The following is a 16,500-nucleotide window of genomic DNA, read 5'->3' on the forward strand; positions in this document are numbered from 1 at the left end:
AGGCGGCCGCGCTGCAATGCGGTGCTTGCGGCGGGCATGGCGGTCACCAGCATGTACGGCTGCTGGCCAGCTGGCTGAATGACCCGGCGCTGCGCCAGCAGCTGGCGGAACAGGGCCGTGCCATCCCGGCCGATACGGTTTTCCTGCCCGCACTGCACCTGACGCACAGCGACGAAATCCTGCTGCTGGATGGTGAAACACTGGCCGCCGAGGCGAGTGGGCGCCTGCCCGGCCTGCAGTCCGCATTACAGGCCGCCTCGGCCCTGGCACGGCGTCGCCGCGCGGAACAGGTCGGTCTTTCCTCCTCCGCCGACGACGCCACCCTGTTGCGGCAAATGCGCCAGAAAGGCGACGACTGGGCGGAAACGCGGCCGGAATGGGGGCTGGCCGGCAATGCGCTGTTCATTGCCGCCGCGCGCGCCAAGAGCAAGCGGCTTGATCTGGGGGGGCGTGCCTTCCTGCATGAATACGACTGGCGTGCCGATGCCGATGGCCGCGTCTTGCAGGGCATTCTGGCCGCGCCCATGGTGGTGGCGCACTGGATCAACATGCAGTATTTCGCCTCCACGGTGGACCCGCGCCGTTTTGGTAGCGGCAACAAGCTGCTGCACAATGTGGTGGGGGGGCGCATCGGCGTATTCGAAGGCAATAGCGGCGATTTGCGCATCGGCCTGGCCTGGCAGTCGCTGCATGACGGTCAGCGCCTGCGCCATGCACCGCTGCGTCTGGCCGCCTGCATCGACGCGCCGCCGGACAAGCTGGCCGCCGCGCTGCTGGCGCAGCCCATCCCCCGGCAACTGGTGGAAAACGGCTGGCTGCATCTTTACTGCGTGCATGGCCCAACACCGCTGCGCTGGCATGCCAATGGCTGGCAGCATGACTGAGCTGCGGGTGGTGCTGTTTGCCCAGGCTGACAAGCAGGCTGCCAGCCGGCGCTTGTCCCCACTGCCGGTGCCGGCAGCCACTACCCGCTCACCCGTTAAAGGCGGCAGGGTCGCCGCAATACTGCATTACCGGAATCACATCGCATCATGAAATCACTTCCTCCCACTTCCGCCGGACTGGATCAGGCCGCGGCGCTGTTGCGCGCCGGCGAGCTGGTGGCCGTTCCTACCGAAACCGTTTACGGGCTGGCGGCCGATGCCACCCAGCCCGATGCGGTGGCCGCGATTTTCCGCGCCAAGAACCGGCCTGCCGATCACCCGCTGATTGTCCATCTGGGCGGCCTTGCACAACTGCCGCAATGGGCGGAGCGCATTCCGGACTGTGCCTGGCCGGTGATCGAAGCCTTCTGGCCCGGCCCACTGACCCTGGTGCTGCCCGCCACTGCCAGGGTGCCGGCCATTGTCAACGCCGGACAGGAGACGGTGGCCTTGCGCTGGTCCAGCCATCCCTTGTTGCAAGCCTTGCTGGACCGGCTGCAACGCCCGGTGGCCGCGCCATCGGCCAACCCCTTCTGCCGCATCAGTCCCACCTCCGCCGCGCATGTGCGCGCCCATATGGCAGGCCGCATTGCCGCCGTGGTGGAGGGGGGGCCGTGCAGCGTGGGCATCGAATCCACCATTCTCGATCTCAGCAGCGCACGGCCGGCCATCCTGCGTCCCGGCGCCATCAGCGCCGCCATGTTGCAGCCTTACCTCGACCTGGCCGAGAGTGCTGCGCCCGACGCGCCACGGGTGCCGGGCAATCTGGCCGCGCATTATGCGCCGCGCCAGCCCTGCTACCGGCTGGAAGCCTCGCAGATGCAGGCGCATGCCGATGACCGTGGCTGGCAGCAGGCTGCCGTACTGGCCATGGAAGCACCGGCCCAGCCTTGCGGCTGGTTCAAGCGCATGCCGGCCACGCCGGACGGCTACGCCCAGGCCCTGTATGCCGCCTTGCACGAGGCCGATGCCAGTGGCTGCGCCGCGGTGTGGATCGTATTGCCACCGGATCAGGCCGCCTGGCGGGCAGTGCGCGACCGACTGCTGCGGGCGGCGCGGCCGTGGTGCCCCTCCGGTGCCAGCCATGCCGGCTAGGCGCCAAGCCGGGCCAGCCGACCCGGCGGCGGCTGCCGCGCAGGATTATCTTGCCGCCACGCTTGACCCGCACTTGTACGCGATAGGATAATTCTCCGTTTTTTCAACTGCTTAGTCATGCTTGCCGCCGCAGCTGCCATCGAGGCCGCCCCTCTGCCTGACGGGTGTCATCTCGCTGAAATTGAGGCAGTTTTTGAGGGCAGCTTCCTGACGAAAGCAGGCACATACCGGTCGCAATGAACAGTCATCAGATTACCGCCAGTCGTCTTGAAAGCCCCGCCCAGGCAGGAGGGCTCTCCCCATTGCCCGCCCGCCGCCTGTCAGTCGCCCCCATGCTGGACTGGACCGACCGCCACTACCGCTACTTTGCCCGGCAAATCAGCCGCCATACCTGGCTGTATACCGAAATGGTCACCACCGGTGCACTGCTGTATGGCGATGTGGAGCGGCATTTGCGCTTTGACGAGGCCGAACACCCCGTCGCCCTGCAACTGGGTGGCTCCGAGCCAGCCGAGCTGGCCCAGTGCGCGCGGCTGGCGCAGCAGTGGGGCTATGACGAGGTCAACCTCAACGTCGGCTGCCCCTCCGAGCGGGTGCAGAAGGGGGCGTTTGGTGCCTGCCTGATGGCCGAGCCGCAACTGGTGGCCGACTGCGTCAAGGCCATGCGTGATGTGGTGGACATCGATGTCACCGTCAAGCACCGCATCGGTATCGACCAGATCGAGCATTACGACTATCTGGCCGGCTTTGTCGACCAGGTGGCTGCTGCCGGTTGCAGCACTTTTATCGTGCATGCGCGCAATGCCATCCTCAAGGGCCTCAGCCCCAAGGAAAACCGTGAAATCCCGCCGCTGAAATATGACTACGTCTACCGCCTGAAACAGGAAAGACCGGAGCTGGAAATCCTGATCAACGGTGGCATCAAGACCAATGCCGACATCGCCGAACACCTGCGCCATGTCGACGGCGTGATGGTGGGGCGCGAGGCTTATCACAATCCCTGGCTGATGGCCGGGTGGGATGCTGCTTTCTATGGCGATGACAGCAGCGCGGTGACCCGCCAGCAAGTGGTGGAGGCCATGCTGCCGTATATCCGCGCCCGTCTGGCCGAGGGCCACAAGCTGCGTAATATTGCCCGCCATATACTGGGCCTGTTCCAGGGCATGCCGGGGGCACGCCAGTGGCGACGCATGCTGTCCGACGCCAAGCTGCTGGATGGTGCCGACGAAGGTCTGCTGCTGCAGGCATTGGCGGCCATGCCGTCCCGCGTGTCCGACACCGAATAATCCGTGCTGACAGCAGGGTGGACGCGGCATGGTTGGCCGCTTACCCTGCTGTTCTGCTCTGTACGCAACAGGATGAATCCACATGTTCGACAAACTGGTATTGGCCAGCAATAACGCAGGCAAGCTCAAGGAATTTTCCGCGCTGCTGGCACCGCTGGGTGTCACCGTCATTCCGCAGGGGCAGCTCAATGTGCCGGAGTGCCCGGAGCCGCATTACACCTTTCTGGAAAATGCGCTGGAAAAAGCCCGTCACGCCAGCCATGTCACCGGCCTGCCGGCGCTGGCCGACGATTCCGGCATCTGCGTGGAGGCGCTGGGCGGCAAGCCCGGTGTGTTATCGGCGCGCTATGCCGGCGAGCCCAAATCGGACGTGCGCAACAACGCCAAGCTGATTGAAAAACTGCAAGGCAAGGCCAATCGCCGCGCCTGGTATTACTGCGTGCTGGTACTGGTACGCCATGCCGACGACCCGCAACCGCTGGTGGCCGATGGCATGTGGTATGGCGAAGTGCAGGATACGGCGGCAGGCGAGGGCGGTTTCGGTTACGACCCCTACTTCTACCTGCCGGAATTCGGCTGCACCGTGGCGCAGCTGGCGGCCGAGGACAAGAATCGCGTCAGCCATCGTGGCAAGGCCATGCAGGCTTTGCAGGCCAAATTGCGTGAGCTGGCATGAGTGTGATTGACCTGTCCGGGCTGAAAGGTGGCCTGCGTGAACTGCCACCGCTGTCCTTATATATCCATTTCCCCTGGTGCGTGCGCAAATGCCCGTATTGCGACTTCAACTCGCACGAGCTGAAAAGCAGTAACGGCCAGACCGTGCAGTGGAATCCGCAAGCAGGCGTCGCCAGCGGCGGTTTCGATGAAATGGCCTATGTGCAAACCCTGCTGCGCGATCTGGAATACAGCCTGCCGGCGATCTGGGGCCGCAGTGTCAGCACCATCTTCATGGGGGGCGGCACGCCCAGCCTGTTTTCTGCCCAGGCCATGGACATGCTGCTGGCTGGCATTCGCGCCCGGCTGCGGCTGTCGCCGGAGGCGGAAATCACCATGGAAGCCAACCCCGGTACTTTCGAAGCGGAAAAATTCCGTGGCTACCGCGAGGCCGGCATCAACCGCCTGTCCATCGGCATCCAGAGTTTCAATCCGCAGCATCTGCAAGTGCTGGGGCGGATTCATGATGGCGACGAGGCGCGCCGCGCCATCGACATCGCGCTGTCCTGTTTTGATAACGTCAATCTCGACCTGATGTACGCCTTGCCCGGCCAGACGCTGGAGCAGGCGCTGCAGGATATCGACACCGCCTTGTCGCATGGCATCACTCATCTGTCGGCTTATCACCTCACCATCGAACCCAACACGCTGTACGCTGTACGCACACCGCAAAACCTGCCGGATGACGAGGTGTCGGCTGACATGCAGGAGGCCATCGAGGCGCGACTGGCCGCCGCCGGTTTCGAACACTACGAAACCTCGGCCTTTGCCCGCCCCGGCAGGCGCAGCCGCCACAATGTCAATTACTGGCAGTTTGGCGACTATCTGGGCATCGGTGCCGGCGCGCACGGCAAGATCAGCAGCCACGAGGGCATTGTGCGCGAAATGCGTCACAAGCAACCGGCGGCCTATATCCAGGCGGTGGCCGACGGCCAGCCGGTACAGAGCAGCCGCAAGGTAAAGCGCGACGAATTGCCGTTTGAATTCATGATGAACCTGCTGCGCTTGACCGGCGGTTTTGAAACGCGCCTGTTCACCGAGCGCACCGGTTTGCCTGTATCCTGTATCCGCAATGAATTGCAGCAGGCCATCCAGCAAGGATTGCTGGAGCAGGATGCCACCACCATTCGCCCCACTTTGCAGGGGCAACGTTTTCTCAATGACCTGTTAACCCTGTTTCTCGGGGACGGAGACCAGTAAATGACCAAAGAAATCATCCATACCGAACATGCCCCGGCCGCCATCGGTGCTTACTCCCAGGCCGTGAAGGCTGGCAACACCGTTTACCTGTCCGGCCAGATCCCGCTGGACCCGGCCAGCATGACCGTGGTGGAAGGTGGCTTTGCCGCTGAAACCCATCAGGTATTCAAGAACCTGAAAGCCGTGTGCGAAGCCGCCGGCGGCAGCCTGGATCAGATCGTCAAGCTCAATGCCTACCTGACCGACCTGTCCAACTTCGCTACCTTTAACGAAATCATGGGCCAGTACTTCAGCCAGCCTTACCCGGCACGTGCTGCCGTGGGCGTGGCCAGCCTGCCCAAGGGCGTGCAAGTGGAAGCCGAAGCGGTACTGTTCCTGGGCTGATTTTTCGCTCTGGACGCACAGAAACAGGCGATTGCGGTCGCCTGTTTTTTATTTGCGCAGCGGCCTGCCTGATGGCGCAGCAGCCAGCACAGGCGGAATCGGCTCTTATCAGGAGTCCGAACCCTCCTGCCGGAGTGCTGGCCATGTCGCGAGTTCTTGTCTTGTTATGCGGGTTGCTGCTGCCTGCCGGATTGGCGGCGGCGGTATTCAAGTGCATTGGTCCCCAAGGGCAGCACAGTTATCAGGATCATCCCTGTCCGGCCGATCATGTTGCGCACACGCTGCACGGTGGCAGCTTCAGCCTGGTGACGCGTGAACCCTACCAGCTGCGGGCCTTGCAAGACAGCCGGCAGCAAACTGCCAGACAAGCCGGCACCCTGCAGCAGGAGCAAGCCAAGGCGCAGCAGTTGCGCCAGCGCCAGCTTGTGCAGCAGCGCAAACATTGCAGCCGCCTGCACAACAGACATCACACACTGCAGCGCCAGCTGTCGCGCAGTCGTTCTGCCTTGCAAACACAGCGTTTGCAAAGCCGGCTTGCCAGCCTGAGCAAGGACTTGCACGATGCGGCTTGCCCATCCTGAACCGAGACCGCCATGCCGCGCTACACCTATGAAATCGTCAATGTCTTTGCCGAAAGCACCTTTGGCGGCAATCCGCTGGCCGTGTTCTGCCAGGCCGAGGGGCTGAGCGAGCTGGAAATGCAGCTGCTGGCGCGGCAGATGAATTTGTCGGAAACCGTATTCCTGCTGCCTTCCACGCAGGCGGCTGCCCATTTGCGCATTTTCACGCCCGCACACGAACTCCCTTTTGCGGGCCATCCCACCCTCGGCGCTGCCAGCGTGCTGCATCGCAGGCAAGCCCTGGGAGATGCTTTCTCCTTGCAGACGGCCGCCGGGGTGATTCCCATCCGCCAGCAGGACGGTTTGTTCACCCTGCAAGCCAATGCCGCCGGCGAGCGCCCCTCCGGCCTCAGTGCCGCACAAGCGGCCGCCATGCTGGGCCTGCCGGCGCAGGCGGTGCTGGCCGCGCCCAGCTGGCTGAATACCGGCAGCGAGCAGTTGCTGATCGCCGCGGCCAGCCGCGATGCAGTGTTGGCCGCGCGCCCGGTGGCCGAGCTGTTTTTGCGCGATGCCTGCCTGTATCCCGGCCGCAGCGTGGCCTATCTGTGGCATGAGGCGGAGGGTGTGGCGACCGTGCGGCTGTTTTATGGCCAGGATGGTGCGGTGCTGGAGGATCCGGGCACCGGCTCGGCTTGTGCCAATCTGGGTGGCTGGTGCAGCCTGCACCAGCGCTATCCGCTGCAATGGCGGGTGGAGCAGGGGGCCGTGTTGCAGCGCCCCAATGTATTGCACTTGACGGTGGATGAGGCGCGTCGTATTTATGTCGGCGGTAAGGTTGTGGCGCTGGCGCAGGGCGTGTTCACTTTGTGAAACAAGCGTATGACTTGACGCAATGCCGACCCCTTGGCATGCTAGAGTTGCAGCTCCAAACTAGCGTTTCATAAAGACAGACAACACGAGGAAAGACATCATGAGCAAGTTGTGGAAAGCGGCCGCCCTGGCCCTTGGATTGGCCGCATTGTCGCACAGCGTACTGGCCGACAGCCCGATCGGCAGCTGGAAGACCATCGACGATGACACCAAGCAAGCCAAGGCGGTGGTACAGATTGCCGAAGGCGCCAACGGCGAATTGTCCGGCAAGATCGTCAAGCTGTTCCAGAACCCGGAAGTGGTGTGCGAGGCCTGCGATGGCGACCGCAAGGGCAAGCCGGTCAACGGCATGACCATTCTGTGGGGGCTGAAGAAAGATGGTGACAGCTGGGCCAACGGCAAGATTCTTGATCCGCATAACGGCAAGGTGTACAGCGCCAAGATGAAGCTGGTGGAAGGTGGCAAAAAGCTGGAAGTGCGCGGCTTCCTCGGCGTGTCGCTGCTGGGGCGCACCCAGGTGTGGGAACGTCAGCAATAATCCTGTCCGCTGCGACAGTCAGGGCGGAGTGCCGGCAGCGGCCTCCGCCTTGTTTTTTGGGTACAATCGGCGCTGATGACCCATGCCAACGACCTCGCCGGCCAGCCGCTCAATGTAGCGCCAGCCCTGGCCAAGAAACTCGAAAAACTCGGCCTGCGCCGGCGCTTTGACCTGGTGTTGCACCTGCCGCTGCGCTACGAAGACGAAACCCATCTCTACCCGATCACGGCCGCGCCCTACGGCCAGCCAGTGCTGGTGGAGGGGCGGGTGATTGCGCACGAAGTCCAATTCCGTCCGCGCAAGCAGCTGCTGGTGCGTATCGAAGACGCCAGCGGCGTGCTGCTGCTGCGCTTCATCCATTTTTATCCCAGCCAGCTCAAGCAGTTTGCCGATGGCGCGCTGCTGCGTGCCATGGGCGAGATCCGTCGTGGTTTCCATGGTGACGAGATGGTGCACCCGAAAACCCGCGAAGTGGTTGATGGCACACCGCTGGCGGAAAGCCTGACGCCGGTCTATCCCACCGTCAATGGCGTGACCCAGCCCATGCTGCGCAAGCTGATCCGCAGCGAACTGCAAAGCCTGCCATTGCCGGAAACCCTGCCACCCTCCGTCATTGCCCATTTGCAGCTGCAAAGCTTTGCCGATGCCGTGCGGCTCTTGCATTCACCGCCACCGGAATACAGTGCCAGCCAGCTGAGCGAGCCGGCCTTGCCGGCCTGGCAAAGGCTGAAGTTTGACGAGCTGATGGCGCAGCAGCTGTCGATGCGTCTGGCTTATCGCGCCAGACGGCAGGGCCGGGCCCCGGTGGTGCGTGGCAGTGGTCGCCTGCGCGAGGCCATGTTTGCCAGCTTGCCCTTCCATCTCACCGCGGCACAGCGCAAGGTGCTGGACGAAATCGATACCGATCTGGCACAGGCCCACCCCATGCATCGCTTGTTGCAAGGTGATGTGGGCAGCGGCAAAACCGTGGTAGCCGCATTGGCCGCACTCACCGCCATCGAGGCCGGATTCCAGGTAGCGCTGATGGCCCCCACGGAAATCCTGGCCGAGCAGCATTATCGCAAGCTGTCCGGCTGGCTGGAGCCCCTGGGGCTGACGGTGAGCTGGCTCTCCGGCAGCCTGCGCAAAAAGCAGAAAGCACTGGCGCTGGAGCAGATGGCCAGTGGTGCGGCCCATCTGGTGGTGGGAACGCATGCGCTGTTTCAGGACGGGGTGGATTTCGCCCGGCTGGGGCTGGCCATTGTCGATGAGCAGCACCGTTTCGGGGTCGGACAGCGGCTGGCACTCAAGCAAAAGGGCCAGGAACCGCATCAGCTGATGATGTCGGCCACGCCGATTCCGCGCACCCTGGCCATGAGTTTTTACGCCGATCTGGATGTATCGGTGATCGACGAATTACCTCCGGGCCGCACCCCGATAGTCACCAAGCTGATCAACAGCAGTCGGCGCGAAGAAGTCGTCGATTTCGTGCACAAGACCTGCAGCGAAGGTCAGCAGGTGTACTGGGTGTGCCCGCTGATCGAAGAGTCGGAAACCCTGCAGCTGCAGACGGCAGTGGAAACCCACCGCCAGTTGGCCGCCCAGCTGGGGCAGTGGCATGTCGGCCTGCTGCACGGCCGGATGAAAGCGGATGAAAAGGCGGCGGTCATGTTGGCTTTTGGCAGTAACCAGCTGCAAATCCTGGTGGCCACCACCGTCATCGAAGTCGGCGTGGATGTGCCCAATGCCTCGCTGATGGTGATCGAGCATGCCGAGCGCATGGGGCTGGCCCAGTTGCACCAGCTGCGTGGCCGGGTAGGGCGCGGCAGTGCCCGCAGTGTCTGCATGCTGCTGTTTGAAAATCCGCTGTCTGATGTGGCCAAGGCGCGCTTGAAAGTCATTTACGAGAATGTCGATGGTTTCGAGATCGCCCGCCAGGATTTGCTGATTCGTGGGCCGGGTGAATTCCTGGGTGCCCGGCAAAGCGGCGTGCCCATGCTGCGTTTTGCCAATCTGGAAGAGGATATTGCCCTGCTGGAGGCGGCACGGGAGCTGGCACCGGAAATCCTCTCGCGCTGGCCGGAAGCGGCAGAAGCCCATCTGGAGCGCTGGCTGTCTGGCCGTGAACAGTTTCTTACCGCATGAATCCCGTCAGAGCAGCGGCATAGCCGGCTGGATGGGCGGATGCCTTGGTGGGCACAGCGCCTTGTCGCGAACGACCGCTGCAACATCCGCGCAGGTCTGGGCAGGGCAGGGCAGGGCAGGGCAGGGCAGGGCAGGGCAAAAAAAGCGCCTCATCCGTAGGGATGAGGCGTCAAGGGATTGCTGCAAACAACAAAGGAGAAACCATGATGAAACGTGATTATATTAGCAAATAATAAATTTATGAATCAATGTTGGAGAATCACTTGCTTGATGCAGGTCAAGCGCGATCCGGCATGATGAGCATCATAGAAAAAGCCGCCCGTGGGCGGCTTGATCGATAGCAGCAGGCCGTATTACTTCAGCCAGTTGCTGGCCAGGTAGTACAGGCCGCCAGACAACAGCATGGCTACCGGCATGGTAAACAACCAGGCCAGCAGAATGGAGCGCACGGTAGACCACTGCAGGCCGGCCTTGTCGGCCACCATGGTACCGGCCACGCCGCTGGACAACACATGCGTGGTCGAAACCGGCAAGCCAAACTGACTGGCCAGGCCGATGGATACCGCGGCAGTCAGCTGGGCCGACATCCCCTGGGCATAGGTCATGTCTTTCTTGCCGATGCCTTCACCGACAGTCTTCACCACGCGACGCCAGCCAATCATGGTGCCACCGCCCAGAGCCAGCGCCACCGCGATGATGACCCAGGTCGGGGCGTATTCGGTGGTGACGGTCAGGTCCTTGCGCAGATTGTTCAGCAATTGCTTGTCATCGCTGCTCAGATTGGGCAGGGAGCCAGCCTTCTTCGCGGCATCGTCCAGGCAGAGCAGGTCGGTGCGGACGTCCCAGCGCTTGCTGTCCGGCAGATTGCGATATGTGCTGCCATCGCCCAGGGCAGCAATCAGCTTGTCCGCCGTTTGCAGGGTATCGCGCGGGCGGCAATCGTGGATATTGCTGCCGGCGGCAGCCGGCTTGAACATGCTATCCAGTTCGTTCTGATGACGATTGTAGAACTGTTGCAGATGCAGGGCGGCATCGCGGGTGCGTTCGATCTGGTAAGGCGTGCTGTCCAGATTCAGTACATATTTCGCCGGGACGATGCCGATCAGCACCAGCATGATCAGGCCGACCCCTTTTTGGCCGTCATTCGAACCATGCGAGAAGCTCACGCCCATGGAGCTGACGATCAGCATGAAGCGCATCCAGAACGGCGGGTGCTTGCGCCCCTCAACCTGCTGCCGCTGGAAAGGCGTCTTGTGCATATTGCTTTGCGGACGGGCACGGCGCAGGGCCAGTACCAGCAGGCCGGACAACAGTGCACCGACCAGCGGCGAACACAGCAGCGAGGCACCGACATCAATCGCCTTGCCCCAGTTGACACCTTGTGCCAGCGGCGTGCCGTTGATCAGGCTGTTGGCCAGGCCCACGCCGAGAATGGCACCAATCAGGGTATGCGAGCTGGAGGCCGGCAAACCGAAATACCAGGTACCCAGATTCCAGGCAATGGCGGCGGCCAGCAGGGCGAACACCATGGCCATGCCGCGAGCGGTATTGACCGAAACCAGCAGATCCACTGGCAGCAGATGCACGATGGCATAGGCGACGGCCAGGCCGCCGGTCAATACGCCGAGAAAGTTGAACACGCCAGAGGCAAACACCGCCAGCCGGGGCTTCATCGACTGGGTATAAATGACGGTGGCAACGGCATTGGCCGTATCGTGAAAACCGTTGATGAATTCGAAGGCCAGGACAAAGCCTAGCGACAAAATCAGGGTGATGGCCACATGAGTGTCCAGCCCTGCAAAGAGGTCCAGCATGATCGTGAAAATCGTGTGAAGGAAAGCCGGGATTGTTGAGTCCAGGCCGGTATGCGTCAAGTAAATGAAACAAAAAAAACCGGGCTTGTCGTATTCCCGTCGCGGGAAAGTGGCCCTTCTTGACAGGGCGGGTTTTCACCCGGTTTTTTCAGGCTTTGTCCGCAGTCTGTCGCACGCTTTCATGCTGAAAACGGCTGCCTTACAAAACAACACCCCGCGTGCATGACAGCAGGCGGGGTGTTGCTGGGGGAGGACAGAATCAGCCGAATTTGCCGGTGATGTAATCCTCGGTAGCCTTTTGTTTTGGCGCCGTGAAGATATTGTCGGTTTCGCCGAATTCCACCAGCTCGCCCAGATACATATAGGCGGTGAAGTCGGACACCCGGGCCGCCTGCTGCATATTGTGCGTCACGATGGCGATGGTGTAGTCCTCTTTCAGTTCATGAATGAGTTCTTCGATGTGCGCCGTGGAAATCGGGTCCAGTGCCGAGGTCGGTTCGTCCAGCAGCAGCACTTCCGGGCGCGAGGCGACCGCACGGGCAATGCACAGACGCTGCTGCTGACCACCGGACAGCGAGTTACCCGACTGTTTCAGCTTGTCCTTCACTTCATCCCACAGCGCAGCCTTGCGCAGCGCCCACTCTACCCGGTCGTCCATTTCGGTCTTGGCCAGCTTCTCGTACAGCTTCACCCCGAAGGTGATGTTGTCGTAGATGGACATCGGGAAAGGAGTCGGCTTCTGGAATACCATGCCCACCTTGGCGCGCAGCAGGTTGATATCCACATCGCGGCCCAGGATGTTGTTGCCGTCCAGCAGGATTTCACCTTCGGAACGCAGCCCCGGATACAGCTCGTACATGCGGTTGAAGGTGCGCAGCAGGGTAGATTTACCGCAACCGGACGGGCCGATGAAGGCCGTGACCATGCGCGGGGCAATATCCAGATTGATGTTCTTCAATGCGTGGAAGTTGCCGTAGAAAAAGTTCAGATTCTTGACCTGAAGCTTGACGTTGTTATCAGCCATAGTCGTCATGCCTTAATGCGATTGGGTTTTCTGGCTGCCCATCCAGCGGGCAAGGATATTAAGCGTCAACACGCTCAGGGTAATCAGCAACGCACCGGTCCAGGCCAGAGTGTGCCAGTCTTCGTACGGGCTCATGGCAAACTGGAAAATCACGATGGGCAGGTTGGCCATCGGCTGGTTCATATTGCTGTTGAAGAACTGGTTGTTCAGCGCGGTAAACAGCAAGGGCGCGGTTTCACCCGAAATACGGGCAATGGCCAGCAGGATGCCGGTCAGCACGCCGGCCTTGGCCGAACGCAGGGTCACATAGAGGGTGATTTTCCACTGCGGTGCCCCCAGTGCGGCAGCGGCTTCGCGCAGGGTGTTGGGCACCAGGCGCAGCATGTTTTCCGTGGTGCGTACCACAACCGGAATCACCAGCAGTGCCAGTGCCAGCGAGCCGGCCCAGCCGGAGAAGTGCCCGACGCTGACAACATACACTTCATAGACAAACAGGCCGATCACGATGGACGGTGCCGACAGCAGGATGTCGTTGATGAAACGGGTGGCCGGTGCCAGCCAGCCGCGCTGACCGAACTCCGCCAGGTAAATGCCGGCCAGGATGCCGATCGGCGTGCCGATCAGCGTGCCGAAAAGGGTCATGGCCAGGCTGCCGTAAATGGCATTGGCCAGACCGCCCTGGGCGCCTGGAGGTGGCGTGCTCTGGGTGAACACCTGCATATTGATGCCGGACAGGCCGTGCTGCAGCAGGGTGATCAGAATCCAGAACAGCCAGAACAGGCCAAAAGCCATCGTCAGGGTGGATGCACCCATATTGAAGGCATTCACCAGACGGCGACGACGATAGATAGAAGTATTCATGGTGCTGCTGCTTCCGCTGCGATCCTGAACATTCAGGGATTCGCTCAATGTGCTGTTAGCCATGATGATAGCGCCTTGTCAGGATGCCTTGCCTTCCTGTTTCTGCAGACGCAGCAACAGGAGCTTGGCGCAGGCCAGTACGACGAAGGTGATGAAGAACAGGATCAGACCCAGTTCAATCAGCGAGGCCATGTGGAATTCCCCGGTGGCTTCGGCAAATTCGTTGGCCAGTGCCGAGGAAATCGACTGACCCGGCTCGAACAGGCCAACGGCAAAGCGCGAGGAGTTACCGATCACGAAGGTCACCGCCATGGTTTCACCCAGGGCGCGGCCCAGACCCAGCATGATGCCGCCCACCACGCCGGTCTTGGTGTAGGGCAGAACCACGTAGCGCACGACTTCCCAGGTGGTGGAGCCCAGACCGTAGGCCGACTCCTTGAGCATGGTCGGCACCACTTCAAACACATCACGCATGACCGAGGCGATGAAGGGAATCACCATCACCGCCAGGATCAGCCCGGCAGTAAAGACCCCAATCCCCATCGGCGCACCCTGGAACAGCAGGCCGATCAGCGGAATATCACCCAGGTTGTCGATCAGTACCGGCTGGACGTGGTCGGCAAACAAGGGGGCAAACACAAACAGGCCCCACATGCCGTAAATGATGGAGGGAATGCCGGCCAGGAGTTCGACCGCAATACCCAGCGGACGCTTGAGCACGTTGGGGCAAAGCTCGGTCAGAAACACGGCAATGCCGAAGCTGACGGGCACACCAATCAGCAGGGCGATCACCGAAGTGGCCAGGGTGCCGAATACCGGCACCAGCGCGCCGAATTTCTGCCCGACCGGATCCCAGTCGCTATCGACCAGAAAGCTCCAGCCAAAACGGCTCAGGCTGGGCATGGCACCAATAATGAGGGAAATCAGGATGCCCACCAGCAAGGCCAATACCAAAAAGGCAAAGCAGCGAGTGGATACCCTGAAGATATTGTCTAGCAGCATCTGGCGCTGCATTTGCTGGTTATTGCTGAACTTTTCCATGAGGATACTCGGTCGCGTCTCAGACAAAAAGCCGGGGTTGCTCACCCCGGCCTTGGTGCCACACCGGCAGCTGCATCAGCTTGCGCGCTGCTGGCCGGTGTCGCCATGCTCACTCAGTTCAGAACCGGCTTGCCGCTGGCGTCGGTGATCTGCTTCCAGCTGGTGTGAATTACGGCTTTCACGCTATCCGGCATCGGGATGTAATCCAGTTCCAGCGCGGTCTTGTCGCCATTCTTGTAAGCCCAGTCGAAGAACTTCAGCACCTCGGTACCCTGTGCCGGCTTGTCCTGTTTCTTGTGCATCAGGATGAAAGTGGCACCGGAAATAGGCCAGCTATCCTTGCCCGGCTGATTGGTAAGGATCAGGTAGAAACCTGGTGCTTTTTTCCAATCTGCGTTGGCAGCGGCAGCCTTGAAGGTTTTTTCGTCCGGAGCAACAAAGTTGCCGGATTCATTCTTCAGTTGACCGTAAGTCAGTTTGTTTTGTTTGGCGTAGGCATATTCAACATAACCGATGGCACCCTTGATGCGGGTTACATAGTTGGCCACGCCTTCGTTACCCTTGCCACCCACACCGGTCGGCCAGTTTACAGCGGTATTGGAGCCCACTTTGCTGGACCATTCGCTGGAAACCTTGGACAGGTAGTTGGTGAAGATGAAGCTGGTACCCGAGCCATCGGAACGACGTACCACGGTGATCTTCTGATCCGGCAGCTTCACGCCCGGGTTCAGGCCGGCAATAGCCGGGTCATTCCACTTCGAGACCTTGCCCAGGAAGATGTCAGCCAGCAAGGAACCGGTAAACTTCACCTGGCCGGCGGCGATGCCGGGAACATTGATAACCGGTACAACACCACCGATTACCGTCGGGAACTGGGTCAGGCCGGACTTTTCCAGCTCTTCCGGCTTCAGCGGCATGTCGGAAGCACCGAAATCAACAGTCTTGGACTGGATTTGCTTGATGCCGCCACCAGAACCGATGGACTGGTAGTTCATGCTGTTGTTGGTCGTAGCCTTGTAGTTGGTTGCCCATTTTGCATACAAGGGGTAGGGGAAGGTTGCGCCAGCGCCGGTGATGTCGGCAGCCATAGCTGCGCCAGCGAAGAAGCCGGCGGACAAGGCCAGCGAGGCGACCAGACGTACGGACTGTTTCATGCTTGCTCCTGAATTATTAGGGTAAGGCCCTGCGAGGTGTTGAGGCGCATCCTATCCCTTGTAGTTTTCAGAAATATTACAAGTCGTGGAAAAGCAGATTGCGGAGTTTTGACGACGCCGGGACTAGGGATATAATCCGCAGCACTTCAATGGAGGCACCCGGACATGGCAGGCAAGCTGATTATCGGAAACTGGAAAATGAACACCCGTGCGCAAAGCGCACAATCCCTGCTGGATGCCTTACTGGAACAGCCGGCATGTGATCAGCCCTGGGTCGGGGTGGCCGCGCCTGCGGTGTATCTGGCAGCCCTCGGTGCACGTCTGCAGGGGCGCGCCATCCGTCTGGCGGCACAGGATGTCAGTGCCTTTACCAGCGACGGGGCGTACACCGGCGAAGTCTCCGCCGCCATGCTGCAGGATATCGGCTGCGCTTACGTCCTGGTGGGGCATTCCGAGCGTCGACAGTATTTCGCCGAGAGCAATCCGCAGTTGCTGGCCAAGATGAACAATGCCATGGCTGCAGGTCTGGTGCCGGTGCTGTGCGTGGGCGAAACGCTGGAACAGCGCGAGCAGGGCAGCTACCTGGCAGTGATCCATCAGCAATTGTCCATACTGGCTGATATCGCGGCCGGGGAGTACCTGATTGCCTACGAACCGGTATGGGCCATCGGCACCGGCAAGGTGGCGACACTGGAGCAGATTGCTGAAATCCACAGCGCCATCAAAACGTGGTGCTTGCAAAATGCCAAGCCATCCGCTAGTATTCGCGTCCTCTACGGCGGCAGTGTAAAGGCAGAGAATGCCGAGTCAATCCTGATGACAGACAATGTCGATGGAGCCCTTGTTGGTGGGGCATCTCTGGACGCCGGATCATTCAGGATGATTTGCCAGGCCGCAGGAAAATTGATATAG

At 61.1% G+C, this 16,500-nt stretch carries 16 protein-coding genes; 11 read left to right on the top strand and 5 right to left on the bottom strand.

All coding sequences use genetic code 11. The annotated features are described in order from the left end of the window. The 10 genes from JHD64_RS10345 to recG all read left to right on the top strand — a co-directional run. Nucleotides 1-884, top strand: an 884-nt coding sequence (locus JHD64_RS10345; protein ID WP_199053190.1) for a putative inorganic carbon transporter subunit DabA, incomplete at its 5' end; no start/stop codon positions are given. A gap of 147 nt (nucleotides 885-1,031) precedes the next feature. Continuing rightward, nucleotides 1,032-2,018, top strand: coding sequence for an L-threonylcarbamoyladenylate synthase (locus JHD64_RS10350; protein WP_199053191.1), 987 nt, complete (start codon nucleotides 1,032-1,034; stop codon nucleotides 2,016-2,018). 236 nt (nucleotides 2,019-2,254) lie between these two features. Next, nucleotides 2,255-3,304, top strand: a complete 1,050-nt coding sequence (gene dusA / locus JHD64_RS10355; protein WP_199053192.1) for a tRNA dihydrouridine(20/20a) synthase DusA — start codon at nucleotides 2,255-2,257, stop codon at nucleotides 3,302-3,304. Between the two features lie 82 nt (nucleotides 3,305-3,386). After that, nucleotides 3,387-3,980 carry an RdgB/HAM1 family non-canonical purine NTP pyrophosphatase gene (rdgB, locus tag JHD64_RS10360; protein WP_199053193.1) on the top strand — a complete coding sequence of 198 codons (594 nt, stop codon included), beginning with the start codon at nucleotides 3,387-3,389 and terminating at the stop codon, nucleotides 3,978-3,980. Continuing rightward, nucleotides 3,977-5,218, top strand: a complete 1,242-nt coding sequence (gene hemW / locus JHD64_RS10365; protein WP_199053194.1) for a radical SAM family heme chaperone HemW — start codon at nucleotides 3,977-3,979, stop codon at nucleotides 5,216-5,218. Before rdgB ends, hemW begins: the two co-directional genes overlap by 4 nt. After that, nucleotides 5,219-5,602, top strand: a complete 384-nt coding sequence (locus JHD64_RS10370) for a RidA family protein (RefSeq protein WP_059286100.1) — start codon at nucleotides 5,219-5,221, stop codon at nucleotides 5,600-5,602. A gap of 143 nt (nucleotides 5,603-5,745) precedes the next feature. Beyond that, on the top strand, nucleotides 5,746-6,183 hold the full coding sequence (locus tag JHD64_RS10375; RefSeq protein ID WP_158527742.1) for a DUF4124 domain-containing protein: 438 nt from the start codon (nucleotides 5,746-5,748) through the stop codon (nucleotides 6,181-6,183). 12 nt (nucleotides 6,184-6,195) lie between these two features. Beyond that, nucleotides 6,196-7,032, top strand: coding sequence for a PhzF family phenazine biosynthesis protein (locus JHD64_RS10380; protein WP_199053195.1), 837 nt, complete (start codon nucleotides 6,196-6,198; stop codon nucleotides 7,030-7,032). 100 nt (nucleotides 7,033-7,132) lie between these two features. Continuing rightward, complete coding sequence (locus JHD64_RS10385; RefSeq protein WP_059284812.1) at nucleotides 7,133-7,570, top strand: DUF2147 domain-containing protein; 438 nt, start codon at nucleotides 7,133-7,135, stop codon at nucleotides 7,568-7,570. 75 nt (nucleotides 7,571-7,645) lie between these two features. After that, nucleotides 7,646-9,694, top strand: a complete 2,049-nt coding sequence (gene recG, locus JHD64_RS10390; RefSeq protein WP_199053196.1) for an ATP-dependent DNA helicase RecG — start codon at nucleotides 7,646-7,648, stop codon at nucleotides 9,692-9,694. A gap of 353 nt (nucleotides 9,695-10,047) precedes the next feature. Here the strand turns inward: recG and JHD64_RS10395 are convergent, their stop codons facing one another. The 5 genes from JHD64_RS10395 to pstS form a co-directional block, all read right to left on the bottom strand. Further along, complete coding sequence (locus JHD64_RS10395) at nucleotides 10,048-11,508, bottom strand: inorganic phosphate transporter (RefSeq protein WP_059284813.1); 1,461 nt, start codon at nucleotides 11,506-11,508, stop codon at nucleotides 10,048-10,050. Nucleotides 11,509-11,767: 259 nt separating this feature from the next. Continuing rightward, nucleotides 11,768-12,532, bottom strand: coding sequence for a phosphate ABC transporter ATP-binding protein PstB (gene pstB / locus JHD64_RS10400; RefSeq protein ID WP_059284814.1), 765 nt, complete (start codon nucleotides 12,530-12,532; stop codon nucleotides 11,768-11,770). A gap of 12 nt (nucleotides 12,533-12,544) precedes the next feature. After that, a complete protein-coding gene (gene pstA / locus JHD64_RS10405) occupies nucleotides 12,545-13,456 on the bottom strand; it encodes a phosphate ABC transporter permease PstA (protein ID WP_059284815.1) in 912 nt (303 codons plus the stop codon). 15 nt (nucleotides 13,457-13,471) lie between these two features. After that, a complete protein-coding gene (pstC, locus tag JHD64_RS10410; RefSeq protein WP_103526121.1) occupies nucleotides 13,472-14,434 on the bottom strand; it encodes a phosphate ABC transporter permease subunit PstC in 963 nt (320 codons plus the stop codon). A 113-nt stretch (nucleotides 14,435-14,547) separates the two neighbouring features. Continuing rightward, nucleotides 14,548-15,588, bottom strand: coding sequence for a phosphate ABC transporter substrate-binding protein PstS (gene pstS / locus JHD64_RS10415; protein ID WP_059284817.1), 1,041 nt, complete (start codon nucleotides 15,586-15,588; stop codon nucleotides 14,548-14,550). Nucleotides 15,589-15,753: 165 nt separating this feature from the next. Here pstS and tpiA point away from each other — a divergent pair, with 165 nt between their 5' ends. After that, nucleotides 15,754-16,500 carry a triose-phosphate isomerase gene (gene tpiA, locus JHD64_RS10420; protein WP_199053197.1) on the top strand — a complete coding sequence of 249 codons (747 nt, stop codon included), beginning with the start codon at nucleotides 15,754-15,756 and terminating at the stop codon, nucleotides 16,498-16,500.

The organism is Aquitalea sp. ASV15 (assembly GCF_016429115.1).
Classification (GTDB): Bacteria; Pseudomonadota; Gammaproteobacteria; order Burkholderiales; family Chromobacteriaceae; genus Aquitalea; species Aquitalea magnusonii.